A 19,479-nucleotide genomic window follows, 5' to 3' on the forward strand; every position below is an offset into this window, starting at 1 on the left:
CGTCACTCACCCGAGGCAAGACCGTCGACGAGTTCGCCGCGCACATGTCCGTCCTCGAAGAGATCTGAGGAGGTGTAAAAATCGTCCCCGAGCCTGAGCACCGGGGCTTCGTTGACAAAGACGCCATTCACCCGCATTTCGGTCAGTGACTCGGCGGATGACATATCCTGCTCCTCATAGGGGTAGCCTTTCTCGGCGAGGTATGCCTTGAGGAGGTCGCAGTTCGGACAGAATTCAAGGGTATAAACAGTAAATTGCGGATATCCAGCCATGGAAAATACTCTCCCACGATCCTCTAAAGTGATCAGTTCAGCCCGTATAGTATCGGGATGATCCCATATGGATTGATCCCATCAGCACGGAAGACCTTCAATGGGAGAGAGAATGAAGGTTGTGATCTCGTGCGATGGTGCTTTGTAGAATGGTGGCATATCATGCTGGTATGGTCCGGGCCTTTGTCGCAATAGAACTCTCTGAAGAGATAAAAGAGGGGCTGCGGGACGCACAGGTGCACCTCGGTGACTGTAACGCGCGGCTGAAGATGGTGGACCCAACGCTGGCGCATATCACCCTCAAATTCCTCGGCGAGGTGGAGCCTGAGCGGATCGAGCAGGTGGAAGAGGCACTGCGCGGGGTGCGGGGCGCGCCCTTCACCCTCACGGTCGGAGGGGTCGAGGGGAGCAACCGGCGCCGGCCGCGGGTCGTCTGGTGCACGGTGGCGGACGGCGGCGAGACGGCACGTCTGGCGGCGGCGGTGGAGAAGGCCCTTGAACCGCTCGGGTTCGAACGGGAAAAACGGCAGTTCACCCCGCATATCACCCTGGCGCGGGTGCGTGAGTTCGACCCGTCGCTCCTTGAGGTGATCGAGGATCTCGCCACGGCCAAACCAGGAGCATGCGAGGTGAGGGCGATCATCCTCAAGAAGAGTACCCTGACCAGGACCGGTCCGATCTACGAGACCTTGATGGAGGTGTCTCTGGGTGAGAAGTAATGTCGAAGAGGTGGTGCTCGGACGGATCAAGCCGCGCCCGCCCGAACAGCAGGAAGTCCTCGGGGTGGCCGAGGAGATCATCGGGGCGGTGAACCTCTCCGGCCGGGCCGAGGCGATGCTCGTCGGTTCGGTGGCACGCGGCACCTGGGTACGGGGCGACCGCGATCTGGACATCTTCATGCTCTACGACCCGGAGCTCCCACGCGAGGCGCTGGAAGAGTACGGGCTTGGTCTTGCGAGGGACGTTGCAAAGCGGTTCGGAACCGACTGGCGGGAGAAGTACGCCGAGCACCCGTACATCAATGCCACCATTCATGGAATGGACGTCGACCTGGTCCCCTGCTACCGGGTGGCGAGCGGGGCGGAGATCAGGAGCGCGGTCGACCGGACGCCGTTCCACACCCGCTATATCAGGGAACGGATCGCACCGCTCGTCGAGGACGTCCTCCTTCTGAAACAGTTTACAAAGGCTGGTGGGGTGTACGGTTCCGACCAGATGACCGAAGGGTTTGCCGGGTATCTCTGCGAACTGCTGGTCCTCCACTATGGGGGGTTCACGCCGCTAATCGAGGCCGCAGCCCGCTGGAAGCCCGGACTCTTCATCGATCTCGAAGAGCACGCGGCCAGGTCTTTCGACGACCCGATGGTAGTCATCGACCCGGTGGACCCAAGGCGGAATGTGGCGGCCTCGGTCTCCATCTCCAAGATGTTCGCCTTCGTCGAACTCTGCCGGGGCTACCTGGAGGTACCCTCGGAGGACTTTTTCTTCCCGCCGGAGGTGGTACCCTTCACCCTGGAGGAGTTCGAGGTCGAGGCCGCCCGCCGCGGGACGCATCTCTTTGCGGTCTCCTTCGAGACCCCTCCCTTCATCCCCGACGTCGTCGTCCCGCAACTCCGCCGGAGTCTGGAGGGGATGCGGGCACTTCTTGAGCGCTCAGGATTTTTGGTGAATCGTGCCGAAGAAGTGATGGGGGAGGAACGGTGTCTGCTCCTCTTCGAACTCTTCTGCCGGGAGATGCCGGCGGTCGTCAGGCACATCGGCCCGCCGGTCTGGAGTCGATCGAATGCCGAGAAGTTTGCGGGCAAATGGCGCGAGTGCGAGCGTTTCGCTGGTCCGTACATCGAGGACGGACGGTACATCGTCGAGGTGGAACGGAAGTACACGCATGCCGCCGACCTCCTGGCCTCGCCTGAGGTGCTCGGCGTGGGCCTGGGCAAGCATGTGAAGAAAGCAATGGAGAAGGAATGGGTGGTGCTTGAGGGTTCGGAGTGCTGGAGCCCCGAGTTCGCCGATTTCCTCACCCGGTTCCTGCAGAAGGAAACGCCCCTGACAAGAGTGTTGCGGGAGCGGGAAGAATAGGCACTACCGCCCAACGATCCATTTTTTCACTCGTCGAACCGCACAACAGATGTCACGGCCCTGAGTTTTTATCCTGCCCGGAAACATCCTCGATCGCCCTGGCGACTTCGTCAATACCTTCGAGTGACTTTGAAAAGACCCGGAGTCTCTCGTTTGTTTCGGCTTCTTTTCGCACTTTCTCCCTTGCCCACATCATCCCTGCACAGAGGAGGCCCAGAAAGAGTACGAAGAAGAAAGGCAAAATAAGCACGCCGATCTCGATGCCGAAGACCATATACATCAGCACCAGGAGGAGAAATATCTCAGCGATGACGATAGGGGCCAATATCACAAATTTTGATGAGAGTGTTCTGTGCATTATCCCAACTCCAGACCGGAATACCAGAAATATATTTTCAGACATATCATTATTCTGATCCAGGTCATTGGAGGGGGATCTGATGAGAAGAAGAGAGTTCTAGCGACCGGTCATTCGATATCCCGGATATATCGGATGAAAGAATCGAGTGCCCCTTGAACGGCCGGAGGGATCTCCGCTCTTGAAAATGTAACTCTGTAGATATCCGCCATCTCCCCTCTCATCTTGACCCGACAATCGGATCGATCGACCGGAGGGCTTCCGGAGAACTGAGATCTAAACTTCATAGCAACATTTTCCGGGGTCCAGAGTCGGACCCCGGGAAACTGGTGTAAGAAAATTGTAGAGAGAAGGCTTAGATTGCCTCCTCTCCCTCCTCGCCGGTCCGGACCCGGATGGCCCGTTCCACAGGAAGGACGAAGATCTTGCCGTCGCCGATCTGACCGGTCCTGGCCGCCTTCGCAATAGCATCGACAACCTCCTCGACCCGGCCGTCAGGGACGACCACTTCGACCTTGGTCTTCGGGAAGAGATCGACGACATACTCGGCACCACGCCACTGTTGCATGACGCCTTTCTGCTGACCCCGACCCTTTACTTCGGAGACCGTCATCGAGGCGATCCCGATCGCCTCAAGGGACTCCCTTACTGCCTCGAACTTCATCGGTCTGATCACCGCTTCGATCTTTTTCATCCATCCACCTCCTTGGCAGGGTCGGTGACTACGAAGTACGGGTAGGCTGTAGTCCCGTGCTCCCCACGGTCGAGCCCCTCGAGTTCCTCGGTCCCGGACACGCGAATCCCCACGACCACTCTGAGAAGGCCGAAGAGCGCGAGGCCCGTCCCGAAGGCCCAGGCAAAGTTGACCGCAACCGATACCGCCTGCACGACGAAGAACCCCATGTTGCCGTACAGAAGGCCGGTCACGCCACCATAGGTGCCGTCCGCGAAGATACCCAGGGCAAGCAGCCCCCAGGCCCCGTTGAAGCCATGGACAGGAACCACCCCGACGGGATCGTCGACACGGAGCACATGGTCGAGGAACCAGACTCCGAAGACCACAACCGCACCGCCGACCGCACCGATCAGGACCGAGGCCTGCGGGCTCACCCAGGCACAGCCCGCCGTGATCGCGACGAGCCCACCGATCGCGGCGTTCCCGGAGATGGAGACGTCGGGCTTTTTCTGCCAGGCCCAGGTGATGATCATCGCCGTCACCAGGGCCGCCGCGGCCGCCAGCGTGGTGTTTGCCGCGATGACTGAGATCCGCAGTTGGTCTGCCGCAAGGGTCGAACCGCAGTTGAACCCGTACCACCCGAACCAGAGCACAAAGATCCCGAGCACCCCGAGGGTCACCGAGTGGCCGGGTATGGCCTTCAGCGTACCGTCAGGCCCGTACTTCCCGATCCTTGGACCGAGCAGCATGGCCGCGGCCAGGGCAAGCCACCCACCGAGAGCGTGGACCACCCCCGAACCGGCAAAGTCAAGGGCGCCGAGGTCGGCAAGCCAACCGCCGCCCCAGAGCCAGTGGCCATAGATCGGATAGATGAGTGCCGTAATCATGATGCTTGCGATCACGTAGGTCGAGAACTTGCACCGCTCCGCAACCGCACCTGAGACGATCGTCGCTGCGGTGGCCGCAAAGACCATCTGGAAGAACCACGAGGCGATGGTCGAGACATCGTAGGCGTCTCCGATCAGGAAAAATCCCGACCAGCCAAAGAGCCAGGAAAGCGTGCCGGCGGTTCCGTACATCACCGCAAACCCGACCGCCCAGTATGAGAGCGCCCCGACCGAGAAATCCATCAGATTCTTCATCATGATGTTTGCCGCGTTTTTCGCTCTGGTAAACCCGGTTTCGACCAGGGAGAATCCCGCCTGCATGAACATTACCATGAAACCGCAGATCAGGATCCAGATGAAGTCCAATGCCGCACCAGGGTTTTCTTCAAGGGTCGTTACCCCTCCGGGGTCTGCAGCCGCTACGGGCGCGGCAAAGAGGCCCAGAAGGACGAGGACCAGAATTGGCAAGAGCCTGTGTCCTGTATGCATGGATGTGTCGCTCCCTCCTCTGCGAGGAGATAGAAGGAAGTTTCCATCCAATCTATAAAAAAGTATACATTGGGGCAGGGCCAGGACACTTCCCGGTTAGACCATATCGACAGACATATAAAATCAGAGACATTTCCGATCCTATGGACCCCATGAGCACCATCACAGGGCCACACCCACGAGGTTGAACTATGGAAGAAGAGTATGAAGGCCCATTCTGTCAGAACTGCGGGATGCCGATGAGAAATCCCGGCGAACACGGAACCGAAGAGGACGGGTCACCCTCTGAAGACTACTGCGTCCACTGCTACCGGCAGGGGTCATTTATCGACCCCGATATCACCATAGAAGAGATGGCCGAGCTCTGTGCGAAAACGATGGCAGAAATGGACATTATGCCCCATGAAAAAGCCAGAAACCTGATGTATTCTTTTCTCCCCGCCCTCAAACGCTGGAAGTCCTGAAGGCCAGGCGAAAGGGGGGAGGCTGCTCCCCTCACCTCCGAGCCATCTTCTTCTCCGCCAGGGCCTCCACCCGTGCAAGGTCGACCGGTTCCCCCACCTCAAGGAGACCGGCGTTCATCGCCTCCTCGAAGAAGCCCCTACCCGCCGAAGTCCTGATGAGCAGGGTGGTGTAGCCCTCCGGACTCCCCACCGCACCCGCCGAGATGTCGGCCCCCCACGCCGCAAAATCGGTGCAGTGCCGGCACCCCTCGGGGATGCATGTCTCCAGTTCGTCGAGCGGGATCTCGAAGATCTGCTCGCCGGCCGTCACCTTGAGACTCCCCCTGACATCCATCCTTTCGATCTCCCAGGGCTCGATCCCGAGTTCGCCCCTGACCTTCCCCTCCATCAACCGCTCGTAGTCAAACGTCTCGGTGCAGAAGAGCCCGACCACCAGGCGGACCGCCCTGGCATAGGGGGCATGGAGATCGAGGCCGCTCGAACGTATCCGTGCGAGAGCCGCGGCCGCACACGGCAGGGCGACAACGGCGACCCGCCGATACTTGCGGACGACCACCGCCTCCTTCAGGGCGGCAAGGAGCGGCACCCACCAGTTGTACCTGCTCCCCGCCTGAGCGACGAGCGCCTCCTTCTCGGTGATCACCACCGACTGCGGCTTTCTGGTCCAGGGATCCTGGGCGACCGTAACAACCGCGTCGACCAGGCCTCTCTCAAGGGCGTTGACCAGGAGCGCCGTCACCGCCCCACCACTCTGCCGTCCCGGAATCGGGAAGGTCGCCTTCGCCGTCACCGCCAAGAGATAGTCGCCGACCGGATCCTCTGGCAGACTCAGATCCTCGACCCGCGGACACGCCAGATAACAGGAGCCGCACGATACATCGTCCGCCTCCATCTTGCAGTACCTCGGCGGCTCAGGGTGGGCGGGCGAACCCGGCGGGAAGGTGAAGGCATCGGCCGGGCAGACCGCCGTGCAGGCCCCGCACCGCGTGCAGAGCCCTTTCTCCCAGACTTCGCGTTCAAGATCCTTGTAATTCTTCTCAGCCATTCTCTTCACTCCCACGTATATTTCCCGGCAAACGGACGGGCGCTCGCCGGCCCGATCCTCGTATAGTCGTCGGCAAGGAGAGGGGCGGCATCGCATCCGAAGTGTCGGCAGTACTCCTCGATAAGCGGCCTGATCCCGGCGCGTTCCTCGTCGCCGAAGGATTTTTTCACCGCACCCACCGCCAGACAGCCATCGTCGACCTCCCCCCTGACAAAGATCTCGCCGCCATGGATCCCGCTGGCAAGCCCCCGTTCGGCAAAGGGCTCTTTTGAGCCCCGTCTCAGGAGGAGGATCGTCCCCCCGGCCATATACTCGCCAAGGAAGGCCCGCGCCTCCCCGCCGACAACCAGGTACGGGTGGCGGGCATTGTAGGCCTTCATGTGGATCCCGCCGCGGTAGCCGATATCGTCCCTGACAAAGACCATCCCGCCCCGCATCGAATGGGCGACCGCGTCCCCCGCACTCCCGTGGATGACCAACCTCCCGGCCTCCATCGTGTTCCCCGGCGCATGATCGGCATTGCCGTGGACGACCACCGTCGGCCCCCGCATAAACATCCCGATATCGCCGCCCGGCACGCCGTTCACGACGAGCGTCACCTCGCCCACCAGACCGTCGGCGATGAACCGCTGGCCCAGCACATGCTCGATGACGATCTCGTCCTCGCCCGCGGCCACCGCCTCGCGCACCTGCCGGTTCAGGGGGGTGTAGTGAAGACCCGCCGCATCAATTTTCTTGACCATCTTCACGCCCCCGCCGGCAGAACATCCAGCACCTCTAACATCCCCTCGTCGAGCATATACCCGCGCAACCGATCGCGGTTGCCCCGCAGACTCTCGATCGCGTTGATCCCCGCTGCGCCCATCAGTTCGGAGACCTCCAGGGTCCAGGCCTCGATGAGGTTGGCGACATGCACCGCCTCCTTCTCCGGGTCAAGACGGGCAACCAGGTCGGGGCGCTGGGTGGCGATCCCCCACGGGCAGAGCCCGCGGTAACAGTTGCCGCAGACCCGGCAGCCCATCGCCACCAGAGCCGCGGTCCCGATATAGATGGCATCGGCGCCTAGGGCGATCGCCTTGGTCACGTCGGCGGAGTTCCTGATCCCGCCGCTTGCAATGACCGAGATCTCGTTACGCACCCCCTGGTCGCGGAGTTTGGCGTCCACCGCCGAGACCGCCGCCTCGATCGGAATGCCCACATGGTCGCGGAAGACCTTCGGCGCCGCCCCGGTCCCGCCGCGGAAGCCGTCGACCACCACGGCGTCGGCACCCGACCTGGCGATCCCGGCTGCGATCGCCGCGGCGTTATGGACCGCAGCGATCTTGACGAAGACCGGCTTTTTCCACTCAGTCGCCTCCTTGAGAGAACGCACCAGCTGCGCCAGGTCCTCGATGGAGTAGATGTCGTGGTGGGGCGCCGGGCTGATCGCATCGCTCCCGAGCGGGATCATCCTGGTGCAGGAGACATCGGCGCAGACCTTCTCACCAGGCAGGTGGCCGCCGATCCCCGGCTTGGCGCCCTGCCCGATCTTTATCTCGATCGCCGCCCCGCGTTCGAGATAGTCGATCCCGACCCCGAACCGCCCTGAGGCCACCTGCACGATGAGGCGGTCCTGGTACGGGTAGAGGTTGGGGTGCATCCCACCCTCGCCGGTCCCCATGAAGGTTCCGGTCTTATGCACGGCCCTTGCCAGGGCGAGCTGGGCGTTGAGCGAAATCGCCCCATAACTCATGTGTCCGATCATGATCGGTGTCTCAAGCATGAGGTTGGGGGTGAGCTTCGTCTCCAGTTCCACATCGCCGGCCCCGGTCCGCGAGAACTCCAGTCTCTTCGGTTTCTTGCCGATGTAGGTCCGCAACTCCATCGGCTCCCTGAGCGGGTCGATGGAGGGGTTGGTGACCTGGCAGGCGTCGAGGAGGAGGCGATCGAAGATCGAGGGAAGGGGTTGGGCATTGCCCATCCCGGCAAGGATCACCCGACCGGTCCTGGCCTGGTTGAAGATCGCCTCCCGCGCCTCGACGGTCCAGACCGGATGAGAACGGTAGTCCACCGGCCGCTCCTCCAGACCAATCGCGTCGCGGGGACACATGGCGATGCAGCGATGGCATGCCGTGCAGTTCCTGGAGACGGCGGTGATTTTGTCGCCCTCCCATCTGAACGTCCCATACGGACAGTTCTCAATGCACCGCCCACACTCCATGCACCGGTCGCGGTCGATGGTGACCCTGTACTTCACAGGGACACTCCCCAGCACCATCAGCGCACCCTCCCGATCACCGGTTCGCCTGCACGCGGCATCCAGACGCGGTCCAGTTCAGGGGCCATCCTCCGGATCGCCGCCTCTTCACTGGAGATATAGAGGCGGTCCCCCTCCTCGGCGGCGACCAGGGGCCTGAGTTTGATCCGGTCGGTGAACCCGACGATCCCGTCCCGGTTGGCGACCACGATCGCAAACGGCCCGTTCATCATCGCTGAACCGTAGGTGAGACGGATGGCCCGGTATAGATTCTTCTCGCGCTCGGGCATCCCGTCGATCTCGTCCCAGAACGGCGGGGCAAGTGCACGGACGGCGAGGCCCTCGTCGAGGCCGTGCCGACGCGCCAGCAGGTCGACGAGATAGGCCACCACCTCGGTGTCGGTGAACATCGTGCACTTGTAACCGAAACTCTCGATATACCGGCGGTTGGTGCCGTAACTGGTGATCTCGCCGTTATGCACCACACTCCAGTCCAGGAGATTGAAGGGGTGGGCCCCGCCCCACCAGCCCCGGGTGTTGGTCGGGTAGCGGTTGTGGGCGAGCCAGATGTAACCCTTATAATCCTGGATACGGTAGAAATCGGCGACCTCCTCGGGCCATCCTGCCGCCTTGAAGACCCCGATATTCTTACCGGAAGAATAGATCAACGTCCCCGGTATCGCGGTGTTCACCTTCATCACCAGATAGGTGACGATGTCCTCCTCAGGCGAGGGCGTCCCGGTCATCAGCGAGGGATCGGGCCTGAAGAAGTAGCGCCACGGGGTGTGGACCTTCTTCAGGTGCGGTTGCTCATAGGTCGGGATCTCTTCTTCATGGACGATCGCTCCCCAGGTCTCAAGGAGGGTGTCCAGCGCGGCCTTGGTCTCGATGATATTGTCAAAGAATACATGGAGGGCGTAGCACTCGGCATACTCGGGGTAAGCACCGTACACCGCATACCCGGCACCTTCGCCGCTGCCCCGTTCATTCATCATCGCGAGAGCATCTCTGATCCTGGCGCCGTCCATCGCCGCCCCCGAACGGTCGACGACACTGATGATTCCACACATAATCCGCTCCAACACCACCCAACAGGGTGGCAGTGCTCGCAACCAGTTGACCCAGTAACCATATATAGTATTGGGTGGAACCATGTTTCCATTATGCCAGCCGATGAGGTTACAGCACTGCTGGAGAGAATCAAAGCAGACAACGTCAAATTTATCCGTCTGCAGTTTTCCGACCTCCAGGGGCAACCGAAAAATGTGGCGATCCCGCCCGTCCAGGCAGAGAAGGCCCTGACCGATGGCATCTCATTTGACGGCTCATCGATCGAGGGTTTTGCCAGGATCGAAGAGTCCGACATGGTGCTGAAGCCCGACATGGCGACCTACACCCTCCTCCCCTGGAGGAAGGAAGAAGGACGGGTCGCCCGTTTCATCTGTGACGTCCATCTCCCGGACAAGAGACCGTTCGAGGGCGACCCGCGGCAGATCCTCAAGAAGGTCGTGGCCGACGCGGCCAGGGACGGGTACGAGTTCAACACCGGACCTGAACTGGAATTCTTCCTCTTCAAGATGATCAACGGGAGGCCGTCCCTTGAGTTCCAGGACCATGGCGGGTATTTCGATCTCGCGCCCACCGACCTTGCCGAGAATGTGAGACGGGCCATCGTCCTCGCACTCACCGAGATGGGCTTTGTGGTCGAGGCCTCGCACCACGAGGTGGCCAAGAGCCAGCATGAGATCGACTTCAAGTACGGACCCGCCCTCCAGACGGCGGACAACGTGGTCTCCTTCAAGTTCGCCACCAAGACAATCGCCCTCATGAATGACCTTCATGCCACGTTCATGGCCAAGCCGATCTATGGGATCAACGGGAGCGGGATGCACACCAACTGTTCGCTCTTCAAGGACGGCGAGAATGTCTTCTATGATCCGGACGCACCGCGCCAGCTCTCTGAGACCGCCCTGCACTTCATCGGCGGTGTCCTGAAGCACATCCGGGGTATCACCAGGATCGCGAACCCCACCATCAACTCTTACAAGCGCCTGGTCCCCGGCTACGAGGCGCCGGTCTACATCTCATGGAGCGCCTCGAACCGGACGGCCCTCTGCAGGGTCCCCTCCCCCCGCGGCAAGTCCACCAGGATGGAACTGCGCAGCCCTGACCCGACCTGCAACGCCTACCTCACCTTTGCGGTGATCCTTGCTGCAGGGATGGACGGGGTGAGGAACAGGATCGAACCGCCGGCAAGCGCCGACCAGAACATCTTCGAGCTCTCGAATGAAGAGAGACAGGCCGCCGGGATCGACACCCTGCCCGACAACCTCCTTGAGGCGAACGAGTACCTGCTGAAGGACGAACTCCTCTGCTCGGTCCTGGGGAACCACGTCGTCGAGAACCTCACCAGGCTCACCGAGATGGAGTGGGACAGTTACCGTTCGATGGTCCACCCCTGGGAAGTGGAGCACTACTTCTACCAGCACTGAGGGTCAGGACTCACTTCCCCTATTTTTAGTCGCGCTCCATCCCATACGTTGAGCACCACACCGCTCTCTTCCATGAGATAAACGGCCGTTTGAGCGGCAGAAATCTATTTATGTACATTGGCCTGGAGTTCAACAGATTAAACAACTATGATATGGACCCATATTTTAATATTGCCCATAAATAGATCATAAAATCGCAATCAAAGGTATTTGGGAGCATTTTTCATTCATCCAACCATACCGATCAGACATAGAATTCATAGAACTGGTTGAACCATGTACCGATGTAAACAAGAACACCATACTCGCGCGGCCGCACTGGCCGTGGCCGTCACGCTCCTCTGCTGTGTGCTGGTCATGCCCGCTGCCGCCGAAGACACAGCCCTTGGGGCGGCAATCGACGCCCCAGACCTCGTATGGACGACCGACACCTCCACAAAGGCGTGGACGGTCGATACCGAACATGCCGTGAAAGGCGGAAGTTCTGCCAGGAGCGGGCCGGATTTAAGCTGGGGCGACTCGAAGATCGAGACCTCGGTCACCGGCCCAGGCACTCTCTCCTTCTCATGGAACGTCTCCTCCCCTTCGAGTGACTATTACATGTTCTCGATCGACAGTGCCGAGCAGAAGCAGATCTCCGGCACCGAGTCTGTCTGGACAGAGGAGTCTTTTGAGATCAGTGCCGGCGAGCACACCCTCACCTGGACCTATCACAAAGGGGGCATGGGCGTCCAAAACCAGAACGGCGGATGGCTCGACGCGGTCACCTTCGCAGCGGGAGAGTGTACCGACTTCTCCGCCAACGTCACCACCGGCATGGCACCCCTTGCCGTGCAGTTCACCGACCTCTCCACCGGCGACGTGAGCGGATGGGACTGGGACTTCGGCGACGGTCCAGACCACGCCACCGTGAAGAGTCCGGTCCATGTCTACCAGGACGCCGGCACCTACGATGTCACCCTGACCGTCCAGAAAGGTGGGTCTCCTGACACGGTCAAGAAGACAGAGTTCATCGAGGTCGTACAGGCCCGGACTCTCGGCGACGCTGTGGGCGCATCCTCCCTTGCCTGGACCACGGGCGGCAAAGCCACCTGGGGCGTCGACATCACGGACGGCGTGACAGATGGAGACAGTGCCAGAAGCGGTTGCCTCTCCAGCTCTGGGTCCACCGGGATCAACACCACAGTCAGCGGCGCCGGCACCCTCTCCTTCGACTGGAAGGCAAACATCCAGTATAACTCTATGTTCGGATCCCAGGGCAGCCTGGAATTCTCCATCGACGGTGCGACCTCATCTGACGGGAACAACTACAGGAAGATCACGGCGACTAAAGACTGGGCGCATGAGTCTTTCGACCTCGGCGAGGGCGAGCACACACTGCAGTGGACCTACGCGGCCAAGATGAGTGACAAACCCGAGAACGGCGGCTGGCTCGACAACGTCACCTTCACCCCGAAGGCGGTGCCAGAACCCACCACCCTCAAAGAGGCCCTCGACGCCCCGAACCTTGAGTGGACCACAGATGGAGCATTTGAATGGACGGTCGACACTGAGAACGGCGTGAAAGGCGGCGGCTGCGCACGGAGCGGTCCGCTTGAATACAGTTACCAGGAATCAAACCTCCTCACCAGCGTCACCGGCCCCGGCACCTTCACTTTCTGGTGGAACGTCTCCTCCAGCACTGAGGAATACTATTATTTCGCAATTGACGAAGACGAGAATGTCATTTCCAGTATCAATGGTACCAACCACACGTGGGAGGAGTGTACCGCTGAGATCGCACCTGGCAAGCACACCCTCAAGTGGTGTTACTTCCGGTTCACTGATGAGCCAGAAGGCGAGGACTGCGGTTGGGTCGACAATGTCTCCTACACCCAGCATATCGCCACCGCCTTCACTGCCAACACCACCGGCGGTGAAGCCCCGCTCACCGTGCAGTTCACCGACCAGAGCACCGGCGCGATCACCTTCAGACTCTGGGACTTTGGCGACGGCACCACCTCCGACGAGCAGCACCCGGTCCACACCTTCGAGGCCGGCACCTACGACGTCTCCCTGACCGTCACCAGAGACGGCGTGGAGGAGACCGAGACAAAGACCGGGTATATCCATTCGGTCGGCGAGGTCACCCTTGCCGAGGCCCTGGACGCCCCTGACCTCGCGTGGACCACCGGCGGCAATGCCACCTGGTCGGTCGTGAAGGGCCCAGAGTATGTCGGTGCCTGCGCCGGCAAGAGCGCCGGGGCACTGACCTGTAGCCAGAACTCCTGGGTCCGGACCACCGTCACCGGTCCCTGCACCCTCTCCTTTGACTGGAAAGTGAAGCCTGGCAAGGTATATGGGATGGCAATGGGCAGGATGGAGTTCGCAGTCGACGACGCCGACCAGTACGACGACCTCTACAAGAAGATCCAGCACGGCTCCGACTGGTACCATGAGACCTACCACATCGGCCACGGCATTCACACTGTCACCTGGACCTATTCAACATCCACAACCGACGCCGAGGAGAATGGCGGTTGGCTCGACAACGTCACCTACACCTACGGCGGCGGCGAACCGGTCGCGGACTTCGTCACCAACGTGACCGAGGACCGCGGCATGGCGCCCCTGGCCGTGCAGTTTGCCGACAACTCCACCGGCTTCCCGACCGCATGGTCCTGGGACTTCGGCGACGATTCGGCACCGGCCACCACGGAGCGGGCGACCCATGTCTATACCAACCCCGGCGAGTACCCGGTCACCCTGACGGTCACCAACATCGTCGGGAAGGACGCTGACGGCAAGGCCGTCCTCGGCACCGACAGCGTGACAAAGACGATGAAGGTCGTCAAGGCCATCTCGCTCGGCACTGCGGCCGACGCTCCCGACGAATTTGTCTGGACGACCGGCGGCGACGCCGAATGGTTCACTGACCTTTATTGTGCCCTGAAGGGCGGAAGTTCCGCGAGGAGCGGGGTCATCTCATCCAAGGAGAACACCTCCTGGATCGAGGCGACGGTCACTGGTCCGGGCGTGCTCACCTTCAACTGGAACATCAATTCCAGTGCCACCACCTACAGCGGGCTGCTGAAGTTCTCGGCCAACGGCGTCCCGGTCTCAGAGATCAAGGGAACCCATGACGGCAAAGACTGGCCTGGCGTATACTATGAAGTCCCGCCCGGCGAGCAGACCTTCAGGTGGACCTACTCCAACGAATACCGGTACAAAGAGAACGACTGCGGTCACCTCGACAATGTCACCTACACCTCGGGCGCCATCCTCCCGACGGCCGCCTTCGAGGCCAATGTGACGCGGGCGATGGCCCCGGCGACAGTGCAGTTCAACGACACCTCTGCAGGATGCCCTACCGCATGGTCCTGGGACTTCGGCGACGGCGCCACCTCTGACAAGCGGCACCCGACCCACACCTTCGAGGAGGTCAGGGAGTACACTGTCACCCTGACGGTCACCAACGACGCCGGCACCAGCACCACGACGCAGACCATCACGCTCGTCCCCTTCGCCACCCTCGGCGAGGCCGTCGAGGCCCCTGACCTGGAGTGGTCCACCGGCGGCGACGCCCCATGGTTCGTCGACGTCGACTGCGTCCACATCGGCACCACCTCGGCGCGGAGCGGCGCCATCGGCAGCAGCCAGGAGTCCTGGCTCCAGGCAAACATCACCGGCCCAGGCTACCTCGCCTTTGCCTGGAACGTCTCCTCTGAACCCAGGCACGACTACCTGAGACTCTACATCGACGGGGAAGAGGAGAAGAACCTCTTCGGTTTCCCTGAGAACTGGACAGAAGAAGAGTACAGGCTCGGGTTCGGCACGCACGCCGTCAGGTGGGTGTACGAGAAAGATTCCACCTCCGATATGATGGAGGACTGCGGCTGGGTCGACAATGTCACCTTCACGCCCGTAGACGACACCGACTTTGTCGGCAACGTCACCTGGGGCGAAGTCCCGCTCACCGTTGACTTCACCGGGTACACGACCGGCACCGCGACCCGCTGGGCCTGGGACTTCGGCGACAAGGAGTCGACGGTCGGCAGGAACCAGACGCACACCTACACCACGCCCGGTGTCTACAATGTCACCCTCATCGTGAAGAAGGACACCGCCCCTGAAGGCCAGATGGAGGTCAAGAACGGCTACATCACCGTCACCCCGACCTTCGAGGAGGCCCTCGACGCCGAAGGCCTCGTCTGGAAGACCGGTGGCGACGCCCCATGGTTCGTCCAGTTGAACGAGTCCTTCACCGGCGGGAGTTGCGGGCAGAGCGGCGCCATCGACGAGCGCCACCAGCAGTCATGGATCCAGACCACCGTCACCGGCCCCAAGAACCTCACTTTCGACTGGAAGGTCTCCTCCTATAAGGGCTACTCGATGAAGTCCTCAGACGCCCTCAACTTCTCCATCGACGGCGAAGTGCAGGACGAGATCGCCGGCACCGACGAAGGATGGCAGCGCACGACGTACACCCTGGCGAGGGGCGAGCACACCCTGCGGTGGGTGTATGAGAAGCGTTCATACAGCAGCACCACCGGGGAAAACTGCGGATGGCTCGACAACGTCACCCTCACCGATATCGCACCGGTGATCTCGTTTGCGCCGGCCCCGGCGATGGTCGCCGCCGGCACCGAGCGCGAGGTCGCCATCGTGGCGGATCACTTCCCTGAAGGCTTGAAGAACATCAGCCTCACAGTCAGCCTTGAGAATACGCACGCCGAGATCACCGGCGTGACCTCGGCCTCCATGGCGGACACCCTCTCGTACTCGGGTGTGCCAGGCACCACCGTCACTCTCTCCGCACGCGACGACGGCAACACCATCGAGGCAGGTGCCGAGGATGTCGTCCTCGCCACCCTGAAGGTCAAAGGTCTTACCGACGGCACAGCCGGGATCACGGTCAGCGACGCTGTGGTTTACACAGACAACAGCGAAGAGACTGTCGTAATCTGCAGGCCGGGCGCCATCGATGTCGTCGGCCTCTCGCCCCTCCCCGGATGCACGCACATCCCCGGCGACGGTGACGGCGACGGCCTCTTCGAGGACGTGAACGGCGACGGCACCCTGAACGCCGACGATGTCAGGGTCTACTTCGAGCACTTCGAGAGCATCTTCTCGCAGAAGAACCCGCGGGTCTTCGACTACAACAGCAACGGCCGGATCGACTTCGACGACGTCGTGACGGTCCACCGCGCCATGGAGACCGACAGAACATGAGACAGGTGGCTTGAGAAATGAATTCCAACATACTGAAAGGTCTGGCAGGCGCGCTCCTCTGCGTCTGTCTCCTTCTCTGGGTCGCGGCCCCGGCAGCCTCCGCACTGGAGGTGACCGAGGCACCGCTCAACCCTGAGTTTGTGAAATATCTTGAGGAGAAAGAGGCCCCGGCCGACCGCATGATGACGGCCGCCGCCGCCCCTATCGAAGAAGGCGAACACACCGACAAGATCTGCGGCGAGATCCCCTCGCCGGTGACCGTCGCCTGGCCCGAGGGCAGCGAGGTGCAGACCACCTCGGCCTTCAGGCCCGCACCCTCGGAGAGCCGTTGTGACCTCCGCGACGAAGGGCGGGTCGGGTCGGTGAAGGACCAGGGAGAGTGCGGGAGTTGCTGGTCGTTTGCGGCCCTCGGTTCCCTGGAGTCCACGCTCCTCCCCGAAGAGGTCCGGGACTTCTCCGAGAACAACCTGAAAAACACCCATGGCCTGGACTATGCCCACGACAAAGGCGGGAACGCCTACATGGCCACCGCCTACTTCTCCCGCTGGTCTGGCCCGGTGAACGAGTCCGACGATCCCTACAGCGAGGTCTCGGGCGTCTCCCCCACAGGGCTCACCGTGCAGAAGCACGTCCAGGACGTGGACTTCCTCCCGGTGCGGAAAGACCGCTCCAACGTCACCCTGATCAAGCAAGCGGTCAAGGAGTACGGCGGGGTCTACTCCTCGATGTACTGGTCGAACGGGTTCTACGACGAGGGGCATGCCAGTTACTATGACCCCTGGCTCGTCGGCGGCGGCCATGCCGTCCTGATCGTCGGCTGGGACGACACCTACAGCAAAGACAACTTCACCTTCACCCCGCCTGGCGACGGTGCGTTCATCGTGAGGAACTCCTGGAACGCCGACTGGGGCGACGACGGCTACTTCTACCAGTCATACTACGACGCCGACCGCGGCTGCAAGGCGATCTTCACAGCAGAAGATACCAACAACTACCGCGACGTCTATTTCCACGACCCCCTGGGTTGGACCTCGGCGATCGGGATTGGGAGCGAGACGGCGTACGCCGCCAACGTCTTCACCGCCACCTCTGGCAACAGCCTGGGCGCGGTCGGGTTCTTCACCCCGGCCCCGAACGCCGCCTACGAGGTCTCGGTCTATCTCGACCCGACCGACAGCCCTCTCTCCGCAGACGGTCCGGCGACGACCATCTCAGGCACCCAGGTGTTGCCTGGCTACCACACGCACCCGCTCACGACGCCGGTGCCTCTGAAACCCGGCCAGACGTTCTCGGTGGTCGTGAAACTCACGACGCCGAACTATTACCAGCCTCTTGCAGTCGAGAAACCGATCGCAGGCTTCTCCTCCGGCGCAAAGGCGTCGGCAGGCGAGAGTTATGTCAGCGCCGACGGCGTCGAGTGGGAAGACCTCACCACCACCATGCCCAACACCAATGTCTGCCTGAAGGCCTACACGGTCTACGAGGAGCCGAAACTTTCGTTCAATACCGCCCATTCATCTCTGAACGCAGGTGACGAGACCGAGGTCGCCATCACGATGAGCCGCGCTCCCTGGGGGCTTGCCGGCTACGAGATCGACGTCTCGGTCGCCGACCCTGAGGTCGCCACCATCACCGGCGCCTCCTACCCCGCCTGGGCGACGCTCAACCTCTCGCGCGAGACCGACGGCGGTCTCATGATGCGGGCGGTCGACCTTGAGGACGCCGTCCATGCAGGCGACGAGGACGTCGTGCTCGGCACGGTCAGGGTGAAAGGCCTCATCGGCGGGTCTTCAGACCTGAAGATCGCCGTGCGGCAGATCGACGGCGACGGCGGCGATCTGGTCACCACCACGGCAAACACGAGCAGCGTCGCGATCACGCCGGCCGGAGAAAATGAACAGGCCGAGAAAGTCAGACTGGACCTGCCGGGATGCAACTTCTCAGGTGCGAATGTCTCGGTGACGGCCTCGGCAGACGCCCGGGTTTCTGAGGACAGAAAGAGCATCATCATCTCCGGGGATTCCTTCGACCTGACCATCAGGACCATCGGAAGGGTGACCGAGGAGGGCGGCACCATCAAAGGCACCGTCGAGAACTTCGTCATCCAGACCAGGGCACTCACGGTCCGATCCGAGGATGCCGGCGAAGTCCGCGGCTCGGCCATGGCAGACCTCTCCAGCGTGCCTGAGGGTGCCGCCGTCACCACGGCCCTGAGAACCGAAGCAAGGGCCGGGACGATGGAGATCTTCGAGCGTGCGGCCGCAGAAAACGGACTGACAATCGACGCCCTCGCCGCGTCCCTTGAGATCCGGACCACCAATCTCAACGACGGCGAGGAGATCACCGGCGCCACCGTGCTGATGAGCGTCCCGACCGCCTGGGTGGAGGCGCACGGCGGTGCAGAAAACATCACGATCATCCGCAGTGGCGACGACGGGACGGCAACAATCCTCCGGACCCACGTTCAGGGGACCGAAGACGGCATGACCACCTTTGCCGCCACGTCACCTGACGGATTCTGTGAGTTCGGGCTCGTTGCCGTCTCGGCGGCACCGATCGAACCGACACCGGTACCGACCACTGAACCTGTCCATGTCTCCTCGCCCAGCAGCGGCGGCAACAGTCAGTCGGACACCGCAGTCGGTACGACGGGCGCCCTCCATGCAGGGGAGAACATCACCCTGAAGATGCGCAACACCCCGATCACGGCGGTAACGCTGAGGGCGAACGAAGACATTGACAGCCTCATGCTCTCGGTGAAGAAGACTTCACGCCCGTCGGCAGCCGATGCCCCTGAGGGCGCGGTCTATGCTTACGTTGAGGCGACCCTGTACCACACCACCGAAGACCACCTCTCCAGCGAGACCATCACCTTCGCCGTGCCCACGGCATGGATGGAGGCGCATTCCTGCACTGCCAGCGACATCGGCCTCTTCAAGCATGTCGACGGCGCATGGAAGCCTCTCAAGACGGTGGTCACCGGTGAAAACAGCGGCATGGCACACTTTGATGCGGAGAGCGACGGCTTCTCCACCTTCGCCATCGCCGCAACCGCGGGGACGCCTGAGACCCTGACACCGACCGTGACCTCGACCAGCGCCGAATCAGGTGTGGTGACCCCGGCAGAGACCGGAGCGGTCCCGGCGGCGACGACACAGAAGTCGCCTCTGCCCCTCTGGGCCGCGGCCCTCGCGATCGGCGCCGCCGTCCTCCTGGCAAGGAAACACTAAATCTTTTTTTTTGTTCAGTTGTGCATATGACAGGGGAACA

At 61.7% G+C, this 19,479-nt stretch carries 14 protein-coding genes; 6 read left to right on the forward strand and 8 right to left on the reverse strand.

The genetic code is table 11. The features are described 5' to 3' along the window. Positions 1 to 2: 2 nt before the first annotated feature. Positions 3 to 272 carry a glutaredoxin family protein gene (locus RJ40_RS04940; protein ID WP_265582244.1) on the reverse strand — a complete coding sequence of 90 codons (270 nt, stop codon included), beginning with the start codon at positions 270 to 272 and terminating at the stop codon, positions 3 to 5. 149 nt (positions 273 to 421) lie between these two features. Here RJ40_RS04940 and thpR point away from each other — a divergent pair, with 149 nt between their 5' ends. Further along, positions 422 to 991 (forward strand): RNA 2',3'-cyclic phosphodiesterase, encoded by a 570-nt coding sequence (gene thpR, locus RJ40_RS04945; RefSeq protein WP_265582245.1) that lies wholly within the window; start codon positions 422 to 424, stop codon positions 989 to 991. Continuing rightward, positions 981 to 2,351 (forward strand): CCA tRNA nucleotidyltransferase, encoded by a 1,371-nt coding sequence (gene cca, locus RJ40_RS04950; RefSeq protein ID WP_265582246.1) that lies wholly within the window; start codon positions 981 to 983, stop codon positions 2,349 to 2,351. The genes thpR and cca overlap by 11 nt, the downstream gene beginning before the upstream one ends. A 52-nt stretch (positions 2,352 to 2,403) precedes the next feature. Here cca and RJ40_RS04955 read toward each other — a convergent pair whose 3' ends face one another. The 3 genes from RJ40_RS04955 to RJ40_RS04965 form a co-directional block, all read right to left on the reverse strand. Then, complete coding sequence (locus tag RJ40_RS04955; RefSeq protein WP_265582247.1) at positions 2,404 to 2,754, reverse strand: hypothetical protein; 351 nt, start codon at positions 2,752 to 2,754, stop codon at positions 2,404 to 2,406. 310 nt (positions 2,755 to 3,064) lie between these two features. Next, entirely contained in the window at positions 3,065 to 3,403 is a 339-nt protein-coding gene (locus RJ40_RS04960; protein WP_265582248.1) for a P-II family nitrogen regulator, read from the reverse strand. Further along, entirely contained in the window at positions 3,400 to 4,761 is a 1,362-nt protein-coding gene (locus tag RJ40_RS04965) for an ammonium transporter (RefSeq protein ID WP_265582249.1), read from the reverse strand. Before RJ40_RS04965 ends, RJ40_RS04960 begins: the two co-directional genes overlap by 4 nt. 191 nt (positions 4,762 to 4,952) lie before the next feature. Between RJ40_RS04965 and RJ40_RS04970 the strand changes: the two genes are divergently transcribed. Continuing rightward, a complete protein-coding gene (locus RJ40_RS04970) occupies positions 4,953 to 5,225 on the forward strand; it encodes a zinc ribbon domain-containing protein (RefSeq protein WP_265582250.1) in 273 nt (90 codons plus the stop codon). A gap of 31 nt (positions 5,226 to 5,256) precedes the next feature. On the opposite strand, the gene RJ40_RS04975 is transcribed toward RJ40_RS04970, so the two are convergent. The 4 genes from RJ40_RS04975 to RJ40_RS04990 are packed head-to-tail and all read right to left on the reverse strand — an operon-like array spanning position 5,257 to position 9,576. Continuing rightward, positions 5,257 to 6,270, reverse strand: a complete 1,014-nt coding sequence (locus tag RJ40_RS04975) for a Coenzyme F420 hydrogenase/dehydrogenase, beta subunit C-terminal domain (RefSeq protein WP_265582251.1) — start codon at positions 6,268 to 6,270, stop codon at positions 5,257 to 5,259. 5 nt (positions 6,271 to 6,275) lie between these two features. Continuing rightward, entirely contained in the window at positions 6,276 to 7,013 is a 738-nt protein-coding gene (locus tag RJ40_RS04980; protein WP_265582252.1) for a GltB/FmdC/FwdC-like GXGXG domain-containing protein, read from the reverse strand. A 2-nt stretch (positions 7,014 to 7,015) separates the two neighbouring features. After that, positions 7,016 to 8,527, reverse strand: a complete 1,512-nt coding sequence (locus tag RJ40_RS04985) for a glutamate synthase-related protein (protein ID WP_265582253.1) — start codon at positions 8,525 to 8,527, stop codon at positions 7,016 to 7,018. Then, positions 8,527 to 9,576 carry a class II glutamine amidotransferase gene (locus tag RJ40_RS04990; RefSeq protein WP_265582254.1) on the reverse strand — a complete coding sequence of 350 codons (1,050 nt, stop codon included), beginning with the start codon at positions 9,574 to 9,576 and terminating at the stop codon, positions 8,527 to 8,529. Before RJ40_RS04990 ends, RJ40_RS04985 begins: the two co-directional genes overlap by 1 nt. Before the next feature lie 93 nt (positions 9,577 to 9,669). Between RJ40_RS04990 and RJ40_RS04995 the strand changes: the two genes are divergently transcribed. The 3 genes from RJ40_RS04995 (at position 9,670) to RJ40_RS05005 (ending at position 19,439) form a co-directional block, all read left to right on the forward strand. Beyond that, positions 9,670 to 10,998, forward strand: a complete 1,329-nt coding sequence (locus RJ40_RS04995) for a glutamine synthetase family protein (RefSeq protein ID WP_265582255.1) — start codon at positions 9,670 to 9,672, stop codon at positions 10,996 to 10,998. Positions 10,999 to 11,274: 276 nt separating this feature from the next. Next, entirely contained in the window at positions 11,275 to 16,209 is a 4,935-nt protein-coding gene (locus tag RJ40_RS05000; protein ID WP_265582256.1) for a PKD domain-containing protein, read from the forward strand. A 17-nt stretch (positions 16,210 to 16,226) separates the two neighbouring features. Beyond that, positions 16,227 to 19,439 carry a lectin like domain-containing protein gene (locus RJ40_RS05005; RefSeq protein ID WP_265582257.1) on the forward strand — a complete coding sequence of 1,071 codons (3,213 nt, stop codon included), beginning with the start codon at positions 16,227 to 16,229 and terminating at the stop codon, positions 19,437 to 19,439. Positions 19,440 to 19,479 lie beyond the last annotated feature (40 nt).

Source organism: Methanofollis aquaemaris (assembly GCF_017357525.1).
Lineage (GTDB): Archaea > Halobacteriota > Methanomicrobia > Methanomicrobiales > Methanofollaceae > Methanofollis > Methanofollis aquaemaris.